This is a genomic window from Bradyrhizobium oligotrophicum (genome assembly GCF_051168495.1).
Lineage (GTDB): Bacteria > Pseudomonadota > Alphaproteobacteria > Rhizobiales > Xanthobacteraceae > Bradyrhizobium > Bradyrhizobium oligotrophicum_A.
Window position 1 is genome coordinate 154,520 of sequence record NZ_JBNPVB010000002.1, and the last position, 15,464, is coordinate 169,983.

Annotated in this window: 14 protein-coding genes; 2 read left to right on the forward strand and 12 right to left on the reverse strand. The window is 67.0% G+C overall.

Translation table 11 applies throughout. The features are described from left to right. Positions 1–106: 106 nt before the first annotated feature. The 8 genes from ACQR1B_RS04275 to ACQR1B_RS04310 all read right to left on the reverse strand — a co-directional run bounded on the left by ACQR1B_RS04275 (position 107) and on the right by ACQR1B_RS04310 (position 9,576). Positions 107–1,054 carry a carbohydrate kinase family protein gene (locus tag ACQR1B_RS04275; protein ID WP_434834092.1) on the reverse strand — a complete coding sequence of 316 codons (948 nt, stop codon included), beginning with the start codon at positions 1,052–1,054 and terminating at the stop codon, positions 107–109. Positions 1,055–1,281: 227 nt separating this feature from the next. Further along, positions 1,282–2,970 carry an FGGY-family carbohydrate kinase gene (locus tag ACQR1B_RS04280; protein WP_434834091.1) on the reverse strand — a complete coding sequence of 563 codons (1,689 nt, stop codon included), beginning with the start codon at positions 2,968–2,970 and terminating at the stop codon, positions 1,282–1,284. Positions 2,971–2,999: 29 nt separating this feature from the next. After that, positions 3,000–3,773, reverse strand: coding sequence for an SDR family NAD(P)-dependent oxidoreductase (locus tag ACQR1B_RS04285; RefSeq protein WP_434834090.1), 774 nt, complete (start codon positions 3,771–3,773; stop codon positions 3,000–3,002). A gap of 48 nt (positions 3,774–3,821) precedes the next feature. Continuing rightward, positions 3,822–4,829 (reverse strand): ABC transporter ATP-binding protein, encoded by a 1,008-nt coding sequence (locus tag ACQR1B_RS04290; RefSeq protein ID WP_434834089.1) that lies wholly within the window; start codon positions 4,827–4,829, stop codon positions 3,822–3,824. 18 nt (positions 4,830–4,847) lie between these two features. Beyond that, entirely contained in the window at positions 4,848–5,678 is an 831-nt protein-coding gene (locus ACQR1B_RS04295; protein WP_434834088.1) for a carbohydrate ABC transporter permease, read from the reverse strand. A gap of 4 nt (positions 5,679–5,682) precedes the next feature. Next, positions 5,683–6,555, reverse strand: a complete 873-nt coding sequence (locus ACQR1B_RS04300; RefSeq protein WP_434834087.1) for a carbohydrate ABC transporter permease — start codon at positions 6,553–6,555, stop codon at positions 5,683–5,685. 571 nt (positions 6,556–7,126) lie between these two features. Then, complete coding sequence (locus ACQR1B_RS04305) at positions 7,127–8,416, reverse strand: ABC transporter substrate-binding protein (RefSeq protein ID WP_434834245.1); 1,290 nt, start codon at positions 8,414–8,416, stop codon at positions 7,127–7,129. Positions 8,417–8,625: 209 nt separating this feature from the next. Continuing rightward, positions 8,626–9,576: a sugar-binding transcriptional regulator gene (locus ACQR1B_RS04310; RefSeq protein ID WP_434834086.1), complete on the reverse strand. Its 951-nt coding sequence runs from the start codon at positions 9,574–9,576 to the stop codon at positions 8,626–8,628. Positions 9,577–9,789: 213 nt separating this feature from the next. Between ACQR1B_RS04310 and ACQR1B_RS04315 the strand changes: the two genes are divergently transcribed. Beyond that, positions 9,790–10,101 carry a hypothetical protein gene (locus ACQR1B_RS04315; RefSeq protein ID WP_434834085.1) on the forward strand — a complete coding sequence of 104 codons (312 nt, stop codon included), beginning with the start codon at positions 9,790–9,792 and terminating at the stop codon, positions 10,099–10,101. On the opposite strand, the gene ACQR1B_RS04320 is transcribed toward ACQR1B_RS04315, so the two are convergent. After that, the gene (locus ACQR1B_RS04320) at positions 10,083–11,702 is read right to left on the reverse strand and encodes a hypothetical protein (RefSeq protein ID WP_434834084.1); all 1,620 of its coding nucleotides are present in this window, start codon (positions 11,700–11,702) and stop codon (positions 10,083–10,085) included. The genes ACQR1B_RS04315 and ACQR1B_RS04320 overlap by 19 nt on opposite strands. Before the next feature lie 234 nt (positions 11,703–11,936). On the opposite strand from ACQR1B_RS04320, the gene ACQR1B_RS04325 reads away from it, so the two are divergent. After that, positions 11,937–12,347, forward strand: coding sequence for a flagellar basal body rod protein FlgC (locus ACQR1B_RS04325; protein ID WP_434834083.1), 411 nt, complete (start codon positions 11,937–11,939; stop codon positions 12,345–12,347). Positions 12,348–12,375: 28 nt separating this feature from the next. On the opposite strand, the gene ACQR1B_RS04330 is transcribed toward ACQR1B_RS04325, so the two are convergent. The 3 genes from ACQR1B_RS04330 to ACQR1B_RS04340 all read right to left on the reverse strand — a co-directional run bounded on the left by ACQR1B_RS04330 (position 12,376) and on the right by ACQR1B_RS04340 (position 15,239). After that, positions 12,376–13,323 carry an SH3 domain-containing protein gene (locus tag ACQR1B_RS04330; RefSeq protein WP_434834082.1) on the reverse strand — a complete coding sequence of 316 codons (948 nt, stop codon included), beginning with the start codon at positions 13,321–13,323 and terminating at the stop codon, positions 12,376–12,378. Positions 13,324–13,422: 99 nt separating this feature from the next. After that, complete coding sequence (locus ACQR1B_RS04335; RefSeq protein ID WP_434834081.1) at positions 13,423–14,193, reverse strand: SH3 domain-containing protein; 771 nt, start codon at positions 14,191–14,193, stop codon at positions 13,423–13,425. A gap of 350 nt (positions 14,194–14,543) precedes the next feature. Beyond that, complete coding sequence (locus ACQR1B_RS04340; RefSeq protein ID WP_434834080.1) at positions 14,544–15,239, reverse strand: hypothetical protein; 696 nt, start codon at positions 15,237–15,239, stop codon at positions 14,544–14,546. Between the last annotated feature and the right edge of the window lie 225 nt (positions 15,240–15,464).

The following is a 15,464-nucleotide window of genomic DNA, read 5'->3' on the forward strand; positions in this document are numbered from 1 at the left end:
GCGGCGGGGCCGTGCGCGCCTTCGCGAGCGCGCGCCGGTTCGCGGGTCCTCACATATGACGGGAAACTAGCCAACCAGTTCCCAATGCCGAGCGCAATGGGAAGCTTCAGCCAAGATGATTCCAGGTTGCGGCCATTTCGCTCCAGCGGGGCGGATCGGCCCCCTCGCGCGTGCAGGTGACGGCGGCACACGCCGCCGCAAAGGCGAGGGCCCTGCGCAACTCGGCCTGGCTCAATGCGCCAAGTGCGTCCCTGCCGATCCGGCCGAGCTTGCGGAGCGCGAACAGCAGGCCGGCCTGGAAGGTGTCGCCGGCGCCGATCGTATCGACCACATCGACTGCCGGGACCGCGACTTCGACCGCGCCTGCCTGCGCATGCCAGCCAATCGCACCGTTCGGACCGCGGGTGACGACGACCAGGCGGGTGCCGCGCGCCAGCAAGTCGGCGGCCCGCGCGGCATAATCATCGTGGCCATGCAGATAGTCGAAATCGACGTCCGACATCTTGATCAGGTCGGCGCTCGCGGCAAACCCATCCATGTGTGCACGATAGGCAGCCTTGTCCTGCACGAGGTTCGGGCGGCAGTTGGGATCGAAGGAGATCGTCACGGCGCCCTGCGTGGCGGCGACCAGGGCCCGGGTCTCCGCGGCCCCCTGGTCATGGATCAGCGTGGTCGAGCCGACATGGATGGCGTCGATGCCGGCGAAGGCAATGCTGCCCGGCCGGAACGTCCATTTCCGCGCGGCGGTCTCGGCGTCGTAGAAGGCATATTGCGCCTCGCTGCCGACATGGCGCACGAAAGCCAGCGTGGTCTGGTCGGGGCTGCGGGTCGCGTAGCCGAGGTCGACGTTCGAGCCTTGCGCATGGGCCGCGATCATGGTGCCGAACAGGTCCGTGGAGATGCCGCCGACGAAGCCGGTCGGCGCGCCCAGCCGCGCGACGCCGACTGCGACGTTCAGGCAGGAGCCGCCGACCACCGGCCGCAAGACGTCGCGGCCGTCGGCCAGTCGGGCCGGAACGAAATCGATCAGCGCATCACCGCAGCTCAGGATCATGGTCAGCCCTCCCCATCGGCCCTAGTTTGAGCACGCATCCTCGCGGCGTCGGGACCTCACCTCGCCCCGCTTGCGGGGAGAGGTCGGATTGCATCGAAAGATGCAATCCGGGTGAGGGGGACTCTCCACGCACCGCGCTCGTTGAGAGTCCCCCTCACCCCAACCCTCTCCCCGCAAGCGGGGCGAGGGAGCGCACCGTCCTTGCCTTCAAGAGCCTGAATCCGATGTCAAGATGCGTGCTCTTGCCGGCCATCGGCCCCATGCATCACGGAACGGCTCTCGCGATCAAGCGTCTGCAGCAGGCGATGGACGCGCCGCTTGCGGTGATGAAAGCTGGCAATGCCGGGCTCGGTCGGATCGCTGAGGCGGCCGAGCGAGGACATCGAGGCCATCGTCTCGCCGATCGAGCGGAATGCGCCGCTGGCGACCGCACCGAGCATGGCCGCGCCGAGCAGCACGGGCTCCTGGGTGCCGGGCAGCGCCACCGTCAATCCCGTCGTATCCGCCATGATCTGGCGGACCAGTGGACTGCGCGAGGCCCCGCCGGCCATCACCAGCGTCCGGCTGCTGACGCCGTTGGCGGCGAAGGCGTCGATCACGTCGGCCAGACCATAAGCAAGCCCGCACAGGCCCGCGACGAACAGCCGCTCCATCGCGGAGATATCCGAATCGAGATCGAGGCCGGCGATGGCGGCGCGCGAGCCCGGATCGGCATGAGGCGAACGGTTGCCGAGGAATTCCGGCAGGATGTGGATGTCACGCGCCAGCAGCGCCGCCGCACCGACACTCTGCGATCGCGCCATGATCCGCTTCTCGAGAAAGCTGATGACGTCGAGCCCCTCGGCGCGGGCCGCAGCGCCGGCCTCGGCAGACGCTGGATGCGCGCGCAGGAGATGGTCGATCGCAGCTCCTGCTGCGGACTGGCCGCCCTCGTTGAGCCAGAGCCCCGGCACCATGCCCTGATAATAAGGCCCCCACACGCCGGGCACGAAGGACGGCGTTCGCGTCGTCGCCATGATGCAGGCCGACGTCCCCATGATGTAGGCGAGACGGTCGCAGACCTCGACCTCGCCGCCGTCGGCGGCGCGGCCGCCGATCGCGCCGATGCCGCCGGCATGGGCGTCGATCAGCGCCGCGCCGACCGGCGTGCCCGCGACGAGGCCCAGCTCTGCCGCTGCCGTTTGCGACAGCCCGCGGCCGAGCGGCGTGCCGGGCGCCACGATCGCGGTGCCGATCCGCGCATAATCCTCGGCGACGAAGTCGTCGAGCCCGATGCGGCGGAAATACGCCGCGCTCCAGCGCGACTCATGGGCGAGATAGTTCCACTTGCAGGTCACCGTACACATCGAACGCGCCGGCGAGTCCGTCGCGCGAAAGGTGAGGAAATCGGCGAGATCGAAGAAATGCCCGGCGGCGTCGAAGCTCGCGCGCAGATGCCGCTTCAGCCACAACAGCTTCGGCATCTCCATCTCAGGCGAGATCGAGCCGCCGACATAGCGCAGCACCTCGTCCCCGGTGGCATTGATGTCACGCGCCTCGGTCAGCGCGCGATGATCCATCCAGACGATGACGTTGCGCGCGGCATCGCCGGAGCTGCTCACAGTCAGCGGCCGGCCCAATGGATCGAGCACCACCAGAGAGCAGGTCGCATCGAAGCCGATACCCTTGATCAGCTCCGGCGCAATCGCCGCCTCCGCCAAGGCGGCTTTGACGGCGGCGCAGCAGGCACGCCAGATGTCGTCGGAGGATTGCTCGACGACATCGCCGGCCTCATGCCAAGTCTGGATCGGATGCCGCGCCGCGGCAAGCAGGCGCCCGTGACCGTCGAAGATCCCGGCGCGCGTGCTGGTCGTGCCGACATCGACACCGACAAAGGCGACGCCAGCAGAGGCGACACCGGCAAAAGCCTGACCCATGTTCCGCTCCCGTCAATTTTGACGTGAGCTTACCAGCAAGTGTAGCCGCCATCGACAACGACGACGCTTCCGGTCATCAAACTTGCAGCTTCCGACGCCAGGAACAGCACGACCGAAGCGATCTCCTCGACCTGCCCCATCCGCGCCATCGGGGTTCCGCCGATCCAGGCGTCATACATCCGCGGATTGCTCTTCACGAAGGCGTTCAGCGGCGTCTCGATATAGGTCGGCGCGACCGCGTTGACACGGATGCCGCGCGCGCCCCATTCGGCCGCCAGCGACTTGGTCAGATGGTGCACCGCGGCCTTGGAGGCGTTGTAGAAGCACTGCTCCTGCGGCTTGTTGACGATGAAGCCGGACATCGAGCCGATGTTGACGATGGTGCCGCTCTTGGCCGCCAGCATGTGCTTGCCGAAGGCGCGGCAGCACCAGAACGTGCCGTTGAGGTTGACGTCGAGCACGTTGAGCCAGTGCTCGTCGGTGACGGTCTCGGCCGGCGTCTCGCTGCGGGCGATGCCGGCATTGTTGACGAGGATGTCGACCTTGCCGTACCGCGCCACAAGATCGTCCGCGACCGCCGTCACCTGCGCAGAATTGGTGACGTCCATCAGCGCGGTCTCGGTGGCGAAGCCCTTGGCCTTCATCGCGGCCTGGCCGTCCGCCGCCGCCTTGGCGTCGCGATCGGCGATCACGACGCGCGCGCCTGCCTCCGCCAACGCCTCGACGCAGGCGAGCCCGATGCCCTGCCCCCCGCCGGTCACCAGCGCCGTCTTGCCGTCGAGCTTGAATTTCTCAAGATACATGGTCGTTCGTCCGTTGTTGTCGTTGACGTCCGGAGGGGACGTCACCTCTCATGCGAAGATGGAATTGCCGTCGGCATCGAAGCGATAGATGCGGTTGGGCTCAGGCCGCAGCGTCACGGCGTCACCGGCGCTGAGGCGTTTCTCGCCGACGACGCGCACCGTGAGCGTGCCGAGCGCGCCCGCATCGACATAGAGAAAGGTGTCGCTGCCGAGATGCTCGGCAATCACGACCTTGCCGGGCCAGCCCTCGCCGCCCTCATCGACGACCACGACATGTTCCGGCCGCACACCGATGGTGGTAGCCTTGTACTTCGCCGCTTCCGCGCCGGTGATCAGGTTCATCTTCGGCGAGCCGATGAAGCCGGCGACGAACAGATTGGCCGGGCGCTGATACAGCTCGATCGGCGAGCCGTACTGCTCGATGCGTCCGGCGTTGAGCACCACGATCTTGTCGGCCATGGTCATGGCCTCGACCTGGTCATGCGTCACGTAGATCGCGGTGGTGCCGAGCTGCTTCTGCAGCCGCGTGACTTCCAGCCGCATCTGCACCCGCAGCGCCGCATCGAGGTTGGACAAGGGCTCGTCGAACAGGAACGCCTTGGGCTCGCGCACGATGGCACGGCCGATCGCAACGCGCTGGCGCTGGCCGCCGGAGAGTTCACGCGGCTTGCGGTCGAGATAGGGCGTGAGGTTCAGGGTCGCCGCCGCCGCCTCGACCTTCTGGTTGATCTCGGCCTTCGGCAGCCCGGCCATCTTGAGACCGAACGCGATGTTGCCGCGCACGCTCATGTGCGGATAGAGCGCGTAGGACTGGAACACCATCGACAGGCCCCGCTTGGCCGGTGGCACGTCGACGACGTTGTTGCCGTCTATCAGGATGCGGCCACCGGAGACGTCCTCCAGCCCTGCGATCAGCCGCAGCAAGGTGGTCTTGCCGCAGCCGGAGGGGCCGACGAACACCACGAAGGCACCGTCGGGAATGTCGAGATCGGCGCCCTTGATGATGTGGACCGGCCCGAACGATTTCTGCACACCTTCCAGCGTGATCCGTCCCATGTGATCCCAGCCCTTTCGTTACTTCACTGCGCCGAAGGTCAGCCCGCGCACGAGCTGCTTCTGGCTGAACCAGCCGATGATCAGGATCGGCGCGATCGCGAGCGTGGAGGCCGCCGACAGCCGCGCCCAGAACAGGCCTTCCGGACTCGAATAGGAGGCGATGAAGGTCGTCAGCGGCGCCGCATTCAACGTCGACAGGTTCAAGGTCCAGAACGCCTCGTTCCAGGCGAGGATGAGGTTGAGCAGCATCGTCGAGGCGAGCCCGGGGATCGCCATCGGCGTCAGCACATAGATCAGCTCGCGCCCGATCGTGGCGCCGTCCATCCGCGCCGCTTCCAGGATGTCCTTCGGGATCTCCTTGAAGTAGGTGAACAGCATCCAGATCACGATCGGCAGATTGCCGAGGCACAGGATGAAGACCAGCCCGCTGCGGGTGTCGAGCAATCCCATGTTCTTGTAGATCAGGTAGATCGGCACGAGCACGCCGACCGGCGGCATCATCTTGGTCGAGAGCATCCAGAGCAGGATGTCCTTGGTGCGCTTGGTCGGCGAGAACGCCATCGACCATGCCGCAGGGATAGCGATCAGCATCGCGATCAAGGTCGAACCGCCGGCGACGATCAGAGAGTTCATCGCGTGATGCAGATAGTCGCTGCGCTCCTGCACGGTGGCGTAGTTCTCGGTGGTCCAGTGAAAGAACAGGAACGAGGGCGGCGTTGCGAACGCCTCCAGCTCGGTCTTGAAGCTCGCCAGCACCATCCACAGGATCGGGAAGAAGATCACGAACCCGGCCAGCCACGCGGCCACGGTGGCGATTGCGACATGACGTCCGGTGACCTTGCGCGCCATGATCTCATGCCTCCAGATTGCGGCCGACGATGCGGACCAGGAAGAAGGCGACGATGTTGGCGATGACGACGGCGACGAGGCCGCCCGCCGACGCCGTGCCGACATCGAACTGGATCAGCGCCTGCGAATAGACCAGGAAGGCGATGTTGGTGGTCTGCAGGCCCGGCCCGCCGCCGGTGGTGACGAAGATCTCGGCGAACACCGTGAGCAGGAAGATGGTCTCGATCAGGATGACGACCGTGATCGGCCGCGCCAGATGCGGCACGGTCAGGTAGATGAAGCGCGACAGCGCGCTGGCGCCGTCCATCTCCGCCGCTTCCTTCTGCTCCTCGTCGAGCGACTGCAGCGCCGTCAGCAGAATGAGTGTCGCGAACGGCAGCCATTGCCAGGCGACGATGAAGATGACCGCGAGCAGCGGCGCATCGGTGAACCAGTCGATCGGCGTCATCCCGAGCGAGGTCGCGATCCAGGCGAACAGGCCGGACACCGGATGCATCAAGAGGTTCTTCCACACCAGCGCGCTGACGGTCGGCATCACGAAGAACGGCGCGATCACCATCAGCCGGATGATGCTGCGGCCGATCACGGGCTGGTCGAGCAGGATCGCCAGGGGAATGCCGAGGCCGATGGTCAGCAGCAGCACCGAGCCGACCAGCACGAGCGTGTTCTGCAGCGACGCGAGGAAGGCCGGATCGGTCAGAAAGTATTCGAAATTCTCCAGGCCGACGAAGCGCTCCGAGCCGGGATCGAGCAGGCTGTAGTGCAAGGTCGAGAAGTAGATGGTCAGCGCCAAGGGCACGATCATCCAGATGAACAGCAGAATGACCGCGGGCGACAGCAGCGCGCGGGCGAGGAGTTGCGTCTGTCTGGTGGCCATTCGGGTTGTCCCATTCGCTGAATCAGCAGTGCCGTCATTGCGAGCGAAGCGACTTGTCCGCCGTAGCTCGAAGAGCGAAGGCGGAAGCAATCCAGAGTCGTAGGCGGGGCTCTGGACTGCTTCGTCGCTTCGCTCCTCGCAATGACGAGGTGATAGCTTGCACTAGCAACAAAATGACTCTCACCGTAGCCCAGGGGCGGTGTCCGTGAATGCGCCCTCTCCCCTTGTGGGAGAGGGCATGTAGGAAAGTGCGGCAACTCGGTTGGGTGAGGGGTCTCTCTCCACGAGCGCCGCTTGCGGAGACATACCCCTCACCCAACCTTGCGCGCGGATGGGCCGGAGATGCCCTCTCCCACCCTGGCGAAGCTACGCTTCGCCTTGGGGGAGAGGGCGCATTCATGGGCACCGTCCTCGCGGCTGGCCGCTCCGCGGTGGGCACGCTGCGCTTTGCCCACCCTACGGATCTCGCGTTGGAGCGGAGAGAAAATGCGGCCATCCCTTATGGGGAGGGATGGCCGCCAGTGATCAGCTCGGGAGGAGTTTTGGCTTCGAGCTGATGACCGTGACGCGCCTATTTGATGTAGCCGGCCCGCTTCATCTCGCGTTCGGTGGACGATTGCGCCGCAGCCAGCGCCGCGTCGACCGTCATCGAGCCGGCGAGCGCCGCCGAGAACTGCTGCCCGACCGCGGTGCCGATGCCCTGGAATTCAGGAATGGCCGCGTACTGCACGCCGACATAAGGCACCGGCTTGACCGTCGGCTTGTTCGGATCGGCGGCATCGATCGAGGCCAAGGTCAGCTTGGCGAACGGCGCGACCTTGAGATACTCCTCGTTCTTGTAGAGCGAGGTGCGCGTGCCCGGAGGCACGTTGGCCCAGCCGTCCTTCGAGGCCACCAGCTTCAGATAGTCCTTGCTGGTCGCCCAGGCGATGAATTTCTCGGCCGCCTCGACCTTCTTGGAGCCGGCCGGAACCGCGAGGCTCCACGCCCACAGCCAGTTGGCGTTCTTGCCGAGGCCGGTGTTCGGCGCCAGGGCGAAGCCGACCTTGTCGGCGACCTTGGATTCCTTCGGGTTGGTCACGAACGAGGCCGCGACCGTCGCATCGATCCACATCCCACATTTGCCGGAATTGAACAGCGCGAGGTTCTCGTTGAAGCCGTTGGAGCTGGCGCCGGGAGGGCCGGCGTCCTTCATCAGGTCGACATAGGTCGACAGCGTCTTCTTCCATTCCGGCGTGTTGAACTGCGGCTGCCATTTCTCGTCGAACCAGCGCGCGCCGAACGAGTTCGACATCGCGGTCAGGAACGCCATGTTCTCGCCCCAGCCGGCCTTGCCGCGCAGGCAGATGCCGAACACGCCGCCCGGCTTGTCGGTGAGCTTCTTGGCGGCGTCGATCACGAAGTCCCAGGTCGGGCTCTCCGGCATCTTCAGCCCGGCCTTTTCGAAAAGGTCGGTGCGGTACATCACCATCGAGCTCTCGCCGTAGAACGGCGCGGCGTAGAGCTTGCCGTCGACGGAGACCGCATCCTTGATCTTGGGCAGGATGTCGCCCGCGTCATAGTCGGCGCCGAGCTTGTCGAGCGGCACCAGCCAGTTCTTCTTGGCCCAGATCGGCACTTCATAGGTGCCGATGGTGAGGATGTCGAACTGGCCGCCCTTGGTGGCGATGTCGGTGGTGACGCGCTGGCGCAGCACGTTCTCTTCCAAGGTCACCCATTTCACGGAGATGTCGGGATTGGCCTTGGTGAATTCGCTCGTGAGGCCCTGCATCCGGATCATGTCGCCATTGTTGACGGTGGCGATGGTCAGCGCCGTTTCGGCCATCACGGGCGCCGCGGTCAGCAGCGCGGCAGCACCCATCAGGGCGCCAAGCATGCTCGTCCGACTGAAGATCGTCTTCACGATGTCCCTCCCTTCCCGTGTCTTTTGAACATATGCTCACGGGCTGAGCTGATGTTCACAACAACGGTTAGACTTTGTCAAGCATGCGTCGTCACTCACAGGTTGTGCGATGCGAGAGGTAGAGGTCCTGAGATTGAAATCGAGCGCTCGCGACCCGTCTCGGCCGGCTACGCCAAAATGGCGCGCGCCGTGGCCTCGTCGGTGATCAGCCCGTTGATCAGCCGTCCGATGAGCGCGGCGCGGATCGCGGCGATCTTCGCCGGGCCCAGCGCGGCCGCGATGGTCATGGCGCGGGCGGGCACGTCGGGCGGAATGCTGGTCAGCCGCCGGTTGGTGCCGCCGGCGATCAGCTTGCCCTTGGCGTCATAGGCCCAGCCGGTGATCTCGCCGATGGCCCCGAGCCGCATCATCTCGGTGAGTTCGTCGCGGGTGACAAAGCCGTCGACATGCATCTGCGCCTTCTGGTCCATCTGGCCGATGCCGACGAGCTTGAGGTCGGCCTTGTCCGCGACCGCCTTCACCTTGGCGATGGCATCGAGCCGCACCATGCGGTCGCGCTCGTCCTGCGAGCCCATCAGGAACGGCAGCGGCATCGGATAATGCCGGGCGCCGGTGCGGTCGGCGAGCCGCCCGACCGTGTCGAAGAAGCTCGCCGAGCCATCGGCGAGGATGTTGCCGACCAGCGAGACGATCTGGTGCTCGGGCCGGTCGACCGGCGAGACGCGCTCGACGGCCGCGCGCACCGCGCGCCCGGTGCCGAGCGCGATGATCACCGGCGTCTCGGCGCGCAAGGTCGTCTCGAGCAGATTGGCGCAGCGCTCGGCAATGCCGGCGGCGCCGGCGGGCGCGGCCGGATCGGTCGGCACCACCTCGCAGTGAACCAGCCCGAACCGCTCCTTGAGCTGCGCCGCCAGCGCCATGCAGGAGGCGATCGGATGTTCGAGCCGGAACGTGATCAGCCGCTCGGCGAGGCACAGCGACACCAGCCGCTGCGCCGAGGCGCGCGACACCTGCAGCATCCGCGCGATCTCGTCCTGGGTGTGGCCGGCGATGAAATACAGCCATCCGGCGCGCGCGGCGTCGTCGAGCCGTGATTTGTCGTTGTCGCTGCCCGCCATGACGCCGAGCGCTCTCCTTCATCCAGCCGCGCTGGCTCCGCGAACCCGCGCGCCGCCGCCATTCCTGCGAACCAGATCATATGCTCCGGACATGAGCAATAGCCCGCCGTAATCGTCTGCCCCCGCACATGCGCGCGGACCCCCGCCTGCCGCACACCGGCTGCGCATCGGCGAGGGGATGCGGCGCATCACACGGCCTCCCACCTGGAGGGCATGGCTTCCCCCTCCCTCGTGAGCCCGCGCCGCCCCGCTCCCGTGTTCGTCTGCCGCAAATGCCTCGGGCGCAGCGACGACCCCAAAGGGATCAAGAAGGCGATCAAGAAAGCGACGACGCACGCGGCCCCTTCGCGCGGCAAGCCGGCGCGCGTCATCATGACGTCCTGCTTCGGCCTGTGTCCGAAGCGGGCGGTCGTCGTCACCGGCGGCCCCGGCGCGGCGCGCGGCGACTACGTGCTGATCGCTGACGCCGCGGAAGTCGACGCCGCCCTGACCCTGCTTCGCAAAGATCAGAACGGATCGTCCTGAAAAGCGTCGTCATCCTCGACCGGATCCAGGACGGAGCGCTCGGCGATCGCGCGCATCAGCCCGATCTGGCCGAGATCGTGGCCGTCGAGCACGGCCCGCGCCACCACGGCGAGATCGGCCCAGTCGGCCCCTGCGTCATGCACCCCCTCGCGCATCCACAGCGCCGTGAACACGAACAGCTCGGCCCAGCGCGCGCGGTTGGCACCGATCGCGCCGCCGGGCTGCAGCAGCTTGGCCGGCATCTTGTCGCGGGCACGGCGGCTCGCACTCCGCACCTTCTTCTCGAGCTCGGGGTCGTCCTCGAACCAGCTGTCCTGGATATCCTCCAGCATGGCGATATCGTCGCTGTCTGCGAGCGCCAGCGCGATGTCCTCGGGGTCCTGCAGCTCTTCGGGCAGGTCAGCGATCAGCTCGTTCAAGACCTCGCGAACGTCGAGACGGGACGGCTGCCAGTCGGTACCGCCGATCGTCTCGGCGACCTGCAACAGCCCGGCCGGCGGCACCTCGCCGCGTCCGACCGTGAGCCCGAGATGATGCCCGATCATGCGGACGACGAAGGCGCGGCTGACGCCCAGGACCGGGCCGACCGTTCCCGGACCCATCACCTGCTTGATGGTCCGAACCGGCTGCGGCGGGCTGGTCATCGCCTCGTTGATCCCGCTGCGGGTGAAGATCGTCGAGATCCGCCTGGTCTTGCGGTCGACCGGCGAGACCGCCATCAGGAGCTGCGCGCCGGAGCCGTCGATCGCGCTGGCCTTCAGTTCGTCGACCGCGCCCTCGGGCCACGGCGCACAGGGCACGCCGGCGGCGCGGGCCTTTTGGATGACCGCGTCGACGTCGGCACGCTCGCGCTCCGGCCGCCAGTTGCGGATCGCGATCAGGCGCCGCAGGTCGACCGGCGACAAGCTCGAAGCCCGCTCCGCGAGCGCCCGGGCGGCTGCCTTGCGCAGCACTGCGCTGTCATCTTGCAGGAACAGCACCACGGCCGCGCGGGCATCCGGCCGCTCGTTCTGCGCCAGATGACCGATCAGCGCCAGCTTGGCCTCCTCGGGGAGCAGGTGCCCGCCGTCGGCGAACGAGGACACCAGTTCGAACGGATCGCCGTCGCAGGCCTCGAGGATTTCGTCGAGCACCGCGATGATGTCGGCCGGCAGCACCTCGGCATCATCGTCGTCGCCGAGAGCGGCCGAGACCGCGGTGAGTTCGGGCGATGCGGCGATGCCGGCCTGGTGCAGCGCACCACCGAGATAAGCGAGCAGCGTGCCCTCGATCTCGCCGGCTGCGGCGCGCCCGGCCAAATCGGACTGGAAGCGCGCGATGAGATCGGCCGCGTCCTTGGCGCCGCGCCTGGCCCGCTCGTTCAAACCGGTCAGCAGGATCTGCAGCAGGAACAGATAGCCGGTGCCGAGCGCCTCGTCGTCGCCGGCCGGCGGCATGTGACGGCAGACGCCCTCGGCCGCCGCGAAGATCTCGGTGGCATTGGCGAGCAGGAAGCGCTCGAGGTCCGGGGTGGGCCGCGGCAGCCGCCCCTTGGCGAACCCGGCCGCGAGCGTCCTGGCGTGATGGTCGAGACCGGATGGTTTTGCGTGCGGTTTGGCCATGAGGCGGCTCCTTCTCGCGAAGCTAACGCAAAATCGGGTCCGGCGGACACCGCCGCCGGAGCCAAATCCACCGGGAAGATGTGGCGACAGATGGGCTGAGCCGGGCCAACCGGCAAGGTGCACCGATGGTGAACGAAACCTTGCTCCGGTCGCTCGAATGTCCGCCTCCGGCTTGACGCTTGCTTCGCGACTCCAGGGGTTAGCTGCGGCTTCGTCCTCAGCAGCAAGCGGCCCATGAGCAGCATCGCCACCATCGCAGTCTCCGGCATGAAAGCGGCCTCGACACGGCTCGAAGTGTCCGCCTCGAACGTCGCCAACGCCAGGAGCACGGGCGCCCTGCCCGACGCGAACGGCAACGTGCCGACAGGCGCGCCGATGGCCTATGTGCCGCTCGAACTGGTGCAGAGCGACGTCGCCGGCGGCGGCACGCAGGCGACCATCACCAAAGTGAGCCAGGGGACATCGGCGAGCTACGATCCGTCAGCGCCGTTCGCCAACGAGGACGGCCTCGTCGCCTCGCCCAATATCGACCTCGCGCAGGAGATGATCAGCCAGCTCCTCGCCAAATACAGCTTCGCCGCGAACGCGCAGGTGCTGAAGGCGAGCGACGAGATGAGCCGCACCGTCATCGACATGAAGGTCTAGCCGACTTCCGACGAAGCCCGAACGCCGGTCATGCGGGCTCGGGGACATCCTCTCTGGCGGCGACATGCTGCTCGGCCGGCGCGAGGAAGCCGGCAAAGACGTAGCCGTCGAGCAGGCCGTCGCCTTCCAGATCCACCCGCACCCATGCCGGATCGTGGTCGTCGTTCTCGACCACCGTCAGCTCCGTTCCGGCCGCCAGCGTCCGGTCGGAGGGGAAGTTCGTTCCCGGGCCGCCGCGCAGCTTGAGGCCGCCGCGCGCGACCACGACGTAGCGCCCCGGGGCGAGTGCGGTGCCGGTCTCGACGGTGCGCGACAGCTCCAGATAGTCGAAGATCCGCTCGCCATAGAACTTCTCGCCGTCGAAAAATCCCTGCTTCAGCCCCTTGGCCGGGTTGAAGCCGCCGGTGTTGTAGGCGATCGCGACCTTCGCGAATTCGAGATCGGTCAGGCTCGTCCTGGACTCGAAGCCGAGCTTCTTCAATCCGCGCCGCAATTCGCCGAGACATTGCGCGAGCGTGTCGGCGAAGGTCTCGTAGCGTCGCTGCAGGAAGTAGTCCGGGTCAACCTTGAAGAACTGCAGGTCGCGCTGGAACACGCCGAAGCCGTGGCAGAACTTCTTCGGATTGGCGACCGCATCCTTGTAGCCCGGAATGAACGCCGCCATGTCCTCGAGCGCCTTGCGCGCGATGTCGAACATCGCCTGCCCGTTCGGCTCGGCGACGAGCGCCTCCTTGTTGCGCGGGAACGCCTGCCGGCCCTTGCCGGGCCCGCGGAAATCGATCGTGTCGCCGACGCACAGCGCGAGGACGCGATCCAGCGAAAGCTCCTTCTTGCGAAGCACGGCCCAGATGTAGCCCGTCTCCTGGCATGCGATCGCGACGATCATGTCGAGATCGAAGGGCGTCCCCGCCAGGGCCGCCTGGGTCTGGGTGCGAAACTGCCGCTTGAACCATCCGATGTCGTCAGCTGTAACCACGGGACGCTCCATCACAGGAAGAGACGTTCAGGATTTGAGAGGTTCGAGACCCGAGACGGTCGAGACTCGACGTTCGCGACTGGCCTTGCCGGTCAGCAATCAGTTGCCGCCGCCGGGCCCAAGCGCGTCTTCAAGCGCGTCTTGATGAGGGCCGCCCGGACCGGACGGCGCCAGAAAGGCCGCGAAGACGTATCCGTCGAGCAGGCCATCGCCTTGCACGTCGACGCGGGCCCAGGCCGGATTCGATGCGGCCTTTTCGACCAGCGTCAGCTCGGTGCCGGCGGGCAGCGTGATCTCCGAAGCGAAATTGGTGCCGGGGCCACCGCGCAACTTCAATCCATTGCGCGCGATCACCGCATAGCGGCCGGGCGCCATGTCGGCGCCGGCAGCAGCAGGCTGCATCGGCGCCGGGGCCGCCCATCCGGCACCCGCGGCGTCCCGCAGCCATTGCGGCGCCGTCGCCGACCGGCCGCCTGCCCCCCAGGTCAGCCTCGTCTTGTCGCTCACGGAGGTGCCGAAGCCGACATGGATCGTCCTGTTTCCCATGTAGCCGACGCCGGCGCCGATCCCGGTCGCACCGGCCGCAGCGGCGGCGGTGACGAATGTCAGAATGCCGGGTGGCGCCGACTGATCGGTGAAGGTCAGCGTCGTGGCGCCGACGACGCATTGCAGGTCGGCCGCGCGGCCGTGATCGTGACGCGTCGACCCGGTCCGGCGCGCGCCGGGCCCCGGCGGATCCTGGCCGCCCGACGTGATCCGTACCGTATCGACACCGGCCGCCCGAGCCGCGGCGTCGAGGACGCGCTTCAGCTCGTCCGTGATCGGCTGGTTTCGAGTGGCACCGGGTGGAGGACCGGTAAAAACAGTCATGGGCTGACCTCGCCCTGATCAAATGTCGTTGCTTGTCTGCATCGTCTTCGCCGACATCAACCTGCCGGCATCGCCGTCACGGCGACCAATCAATAGAGTAGTAAGGAGTAGTAATGAGTTCTTGCTGAAAGCCTGAGTGCACGACAAGCGTCTCACAACCCGTACAGGTTGTCCACTCCGACGACGTGTAGCAATGCAAAGATCGTCGCCAGCGGGTGGCCCGCCGCAGCGCACGCCGGTATCGAGACGCCGCTTGCCCATCCATGCCGATGGCTGCAGGCGCTCGCTGAGCGTTTTGACCTACGGCCGAGGCGGCGGCGAGGCGATCCGCCGCACCTGCCGCGCCGCCGTCACGCGGTCTCCCCGGCGAGCGCCTGCGGCTCGACCAGCAGCCCCTGCCGCTCATAGCGGCCGCGGGTCCGGCTGAAGCGCACCACGACCGCATGGCGCTTGCTGTTCGCCTTGGCCCGCCGCGACAGCAGCGCGTTGCCGGCCGGCAGGAAGACGAGATCGCCCAGCCCGACGCAGGCAAGGCACGCCGGGCCGCCATCCTCCATCATCAAGAGATCGCCGGTGCCGCCGCAGCGATGGCAGGTCCAGTCGTCACGCGTCGGCACGATCGCGATGAGCTCCGGCGCCCGGCTCGCCATCGCGGCGATGCGCGCCCGCTTCTTCTCCGGCAGCGCCGGCGACATCCAATGCGTCCGGTAGGCCGTCTCGATGTCGGGATCGTCGCCGAGGCTGAAGCGGAGCGTCTGGCGCCGCGGCGTCTGCGCGACATAGGCGGTCTCGCTCGGCGTCAGCCCCTTCGCCGTGGCCCACTCGCGAAGATGGGTCATCGCCTCGCCGATGCGCGGCGGGCTCGCGCGCATCACCTCCTCCAGCGACCCGACCTGCCCGCGCCGCCACTGCTGCAGCAACGACGCATCGAGCCACCCGAGCCCGCAGAACACGTCGACGACGCTGACGGAGTGCTCGCGCGCCAACGCCGCCTCGGCGGCGCGGGAAACGCGGTCGGACAGCGGTTGCTTGTTCTTTCGAGTCATGGAAGCCCCAGCGTATCGATGACCAGACGAGCGGCGCATTATCAACAGGCCCACGACGAATCAAGAGCGGCAGATGGCAAGACCCATCCACACACGCCGCCGCGCGGTCCCACCGCGACAGCAATACGGACGAACCACCTCTATCTCGGGTGCCTGACCTTAGCTCTTTGAGTTCACCGTCACAGCACTAACGGTCGCTCCGACACGCCGGCGAGAGCATCGGCA

Coding starts and splice junctions, on each gene's coding strand:
- ACQR1B_RS04275 (WP_434834092.1), bottom strand. CDS start 1,054: ATGATCCTGAGCTGCGGTGATGCGCTGATCGATTTCGTTCCGGCCCGA.
- ACQR1B_RS04280 (WP_434834091.1), bottom strand. CDS start 2,970: ATGGGTCAGGCTTTTGCCGGTGTCGCCTCTGCTGGCGTCGCCTTTGTC.
- ACQR1B_RS04285 (WP_434834090.1), bottom strand. CDS start 3,773: ATGTATCTTGAGAAATTCAAGCTCGACGGCAAGACGGCGCTGGTGACC.
- ACQR1B_RS04290 (WP_434834089.1), bottom strand. CDS start 4,829: ATGGGACGGATCACGCTGGAAGGTGTGCAGAAATCGTTCGGGCCGGTC.
- ACQR1B_RS04295 (WP_434834088.1), bottom strand. CDS start 5,678: ATGGCGCGCAAGGTCACCGGACGTCATGTCGCAATCGCCACCGTGGCC.
- ACQR1B_RS04300 (WP_434834087.1), bottom strand. CDS start 6,555: ATGGCCACCAGACAGACGCAACTCCTCGCCCGCGCGCTGCTGTCGCCC.
- ACQR1B_RS04305 (WP_434834245.1), bottom strand. CDS start 8,416: ATGGGTGCTGCCGCGCTGCTGACCGCGGCGCCCGTGATGGCCGAAACG.
- ACQR1B_RS04310 (WP_434834086.1), bottom strand. CDS start 9,576: ATGGCGGGCAGCGACAACGACAAATCACGGCTCGACGACGCCGCGCGC.
- ACQR1B_RS04315 (WP_434834085.1), top strand. CDS start 9,790: ATGGCTTCCCCCTCCCTCGTGAGCCCGCGCCGCCCCGCTCCCGTGTTC.
- ACQR1B_RS04320 (WP_434834084.1), bottom strand. CDS start 11,702: ATGGCCAAACCGCACGCAAAACCATCCGGTCTCGACCATCACGCCAGG.
- ACQR1B_RS04325 (WP_434834083.1), top strand. CDS start 11,937: ATGAGCAGCATCGCCACCATCGCAGTCTCCGGCATGAAAGCGGCCTCG.
- ACQR1B_RS04335 (WP_434834081.1), bottom strand. CDS start 14,193: ATGACTGTTTTTACCGGTCCTCCACCCGGTGCCACTCGAAACCAGCCG.
- ACQR1B_RS04340 (WP_434834080.1), bottom strand. CDS start 15,239: ATGACTCGAAAGAACAAGCAACCGCTGTCCGACCGCGTTTCCCGCGCC.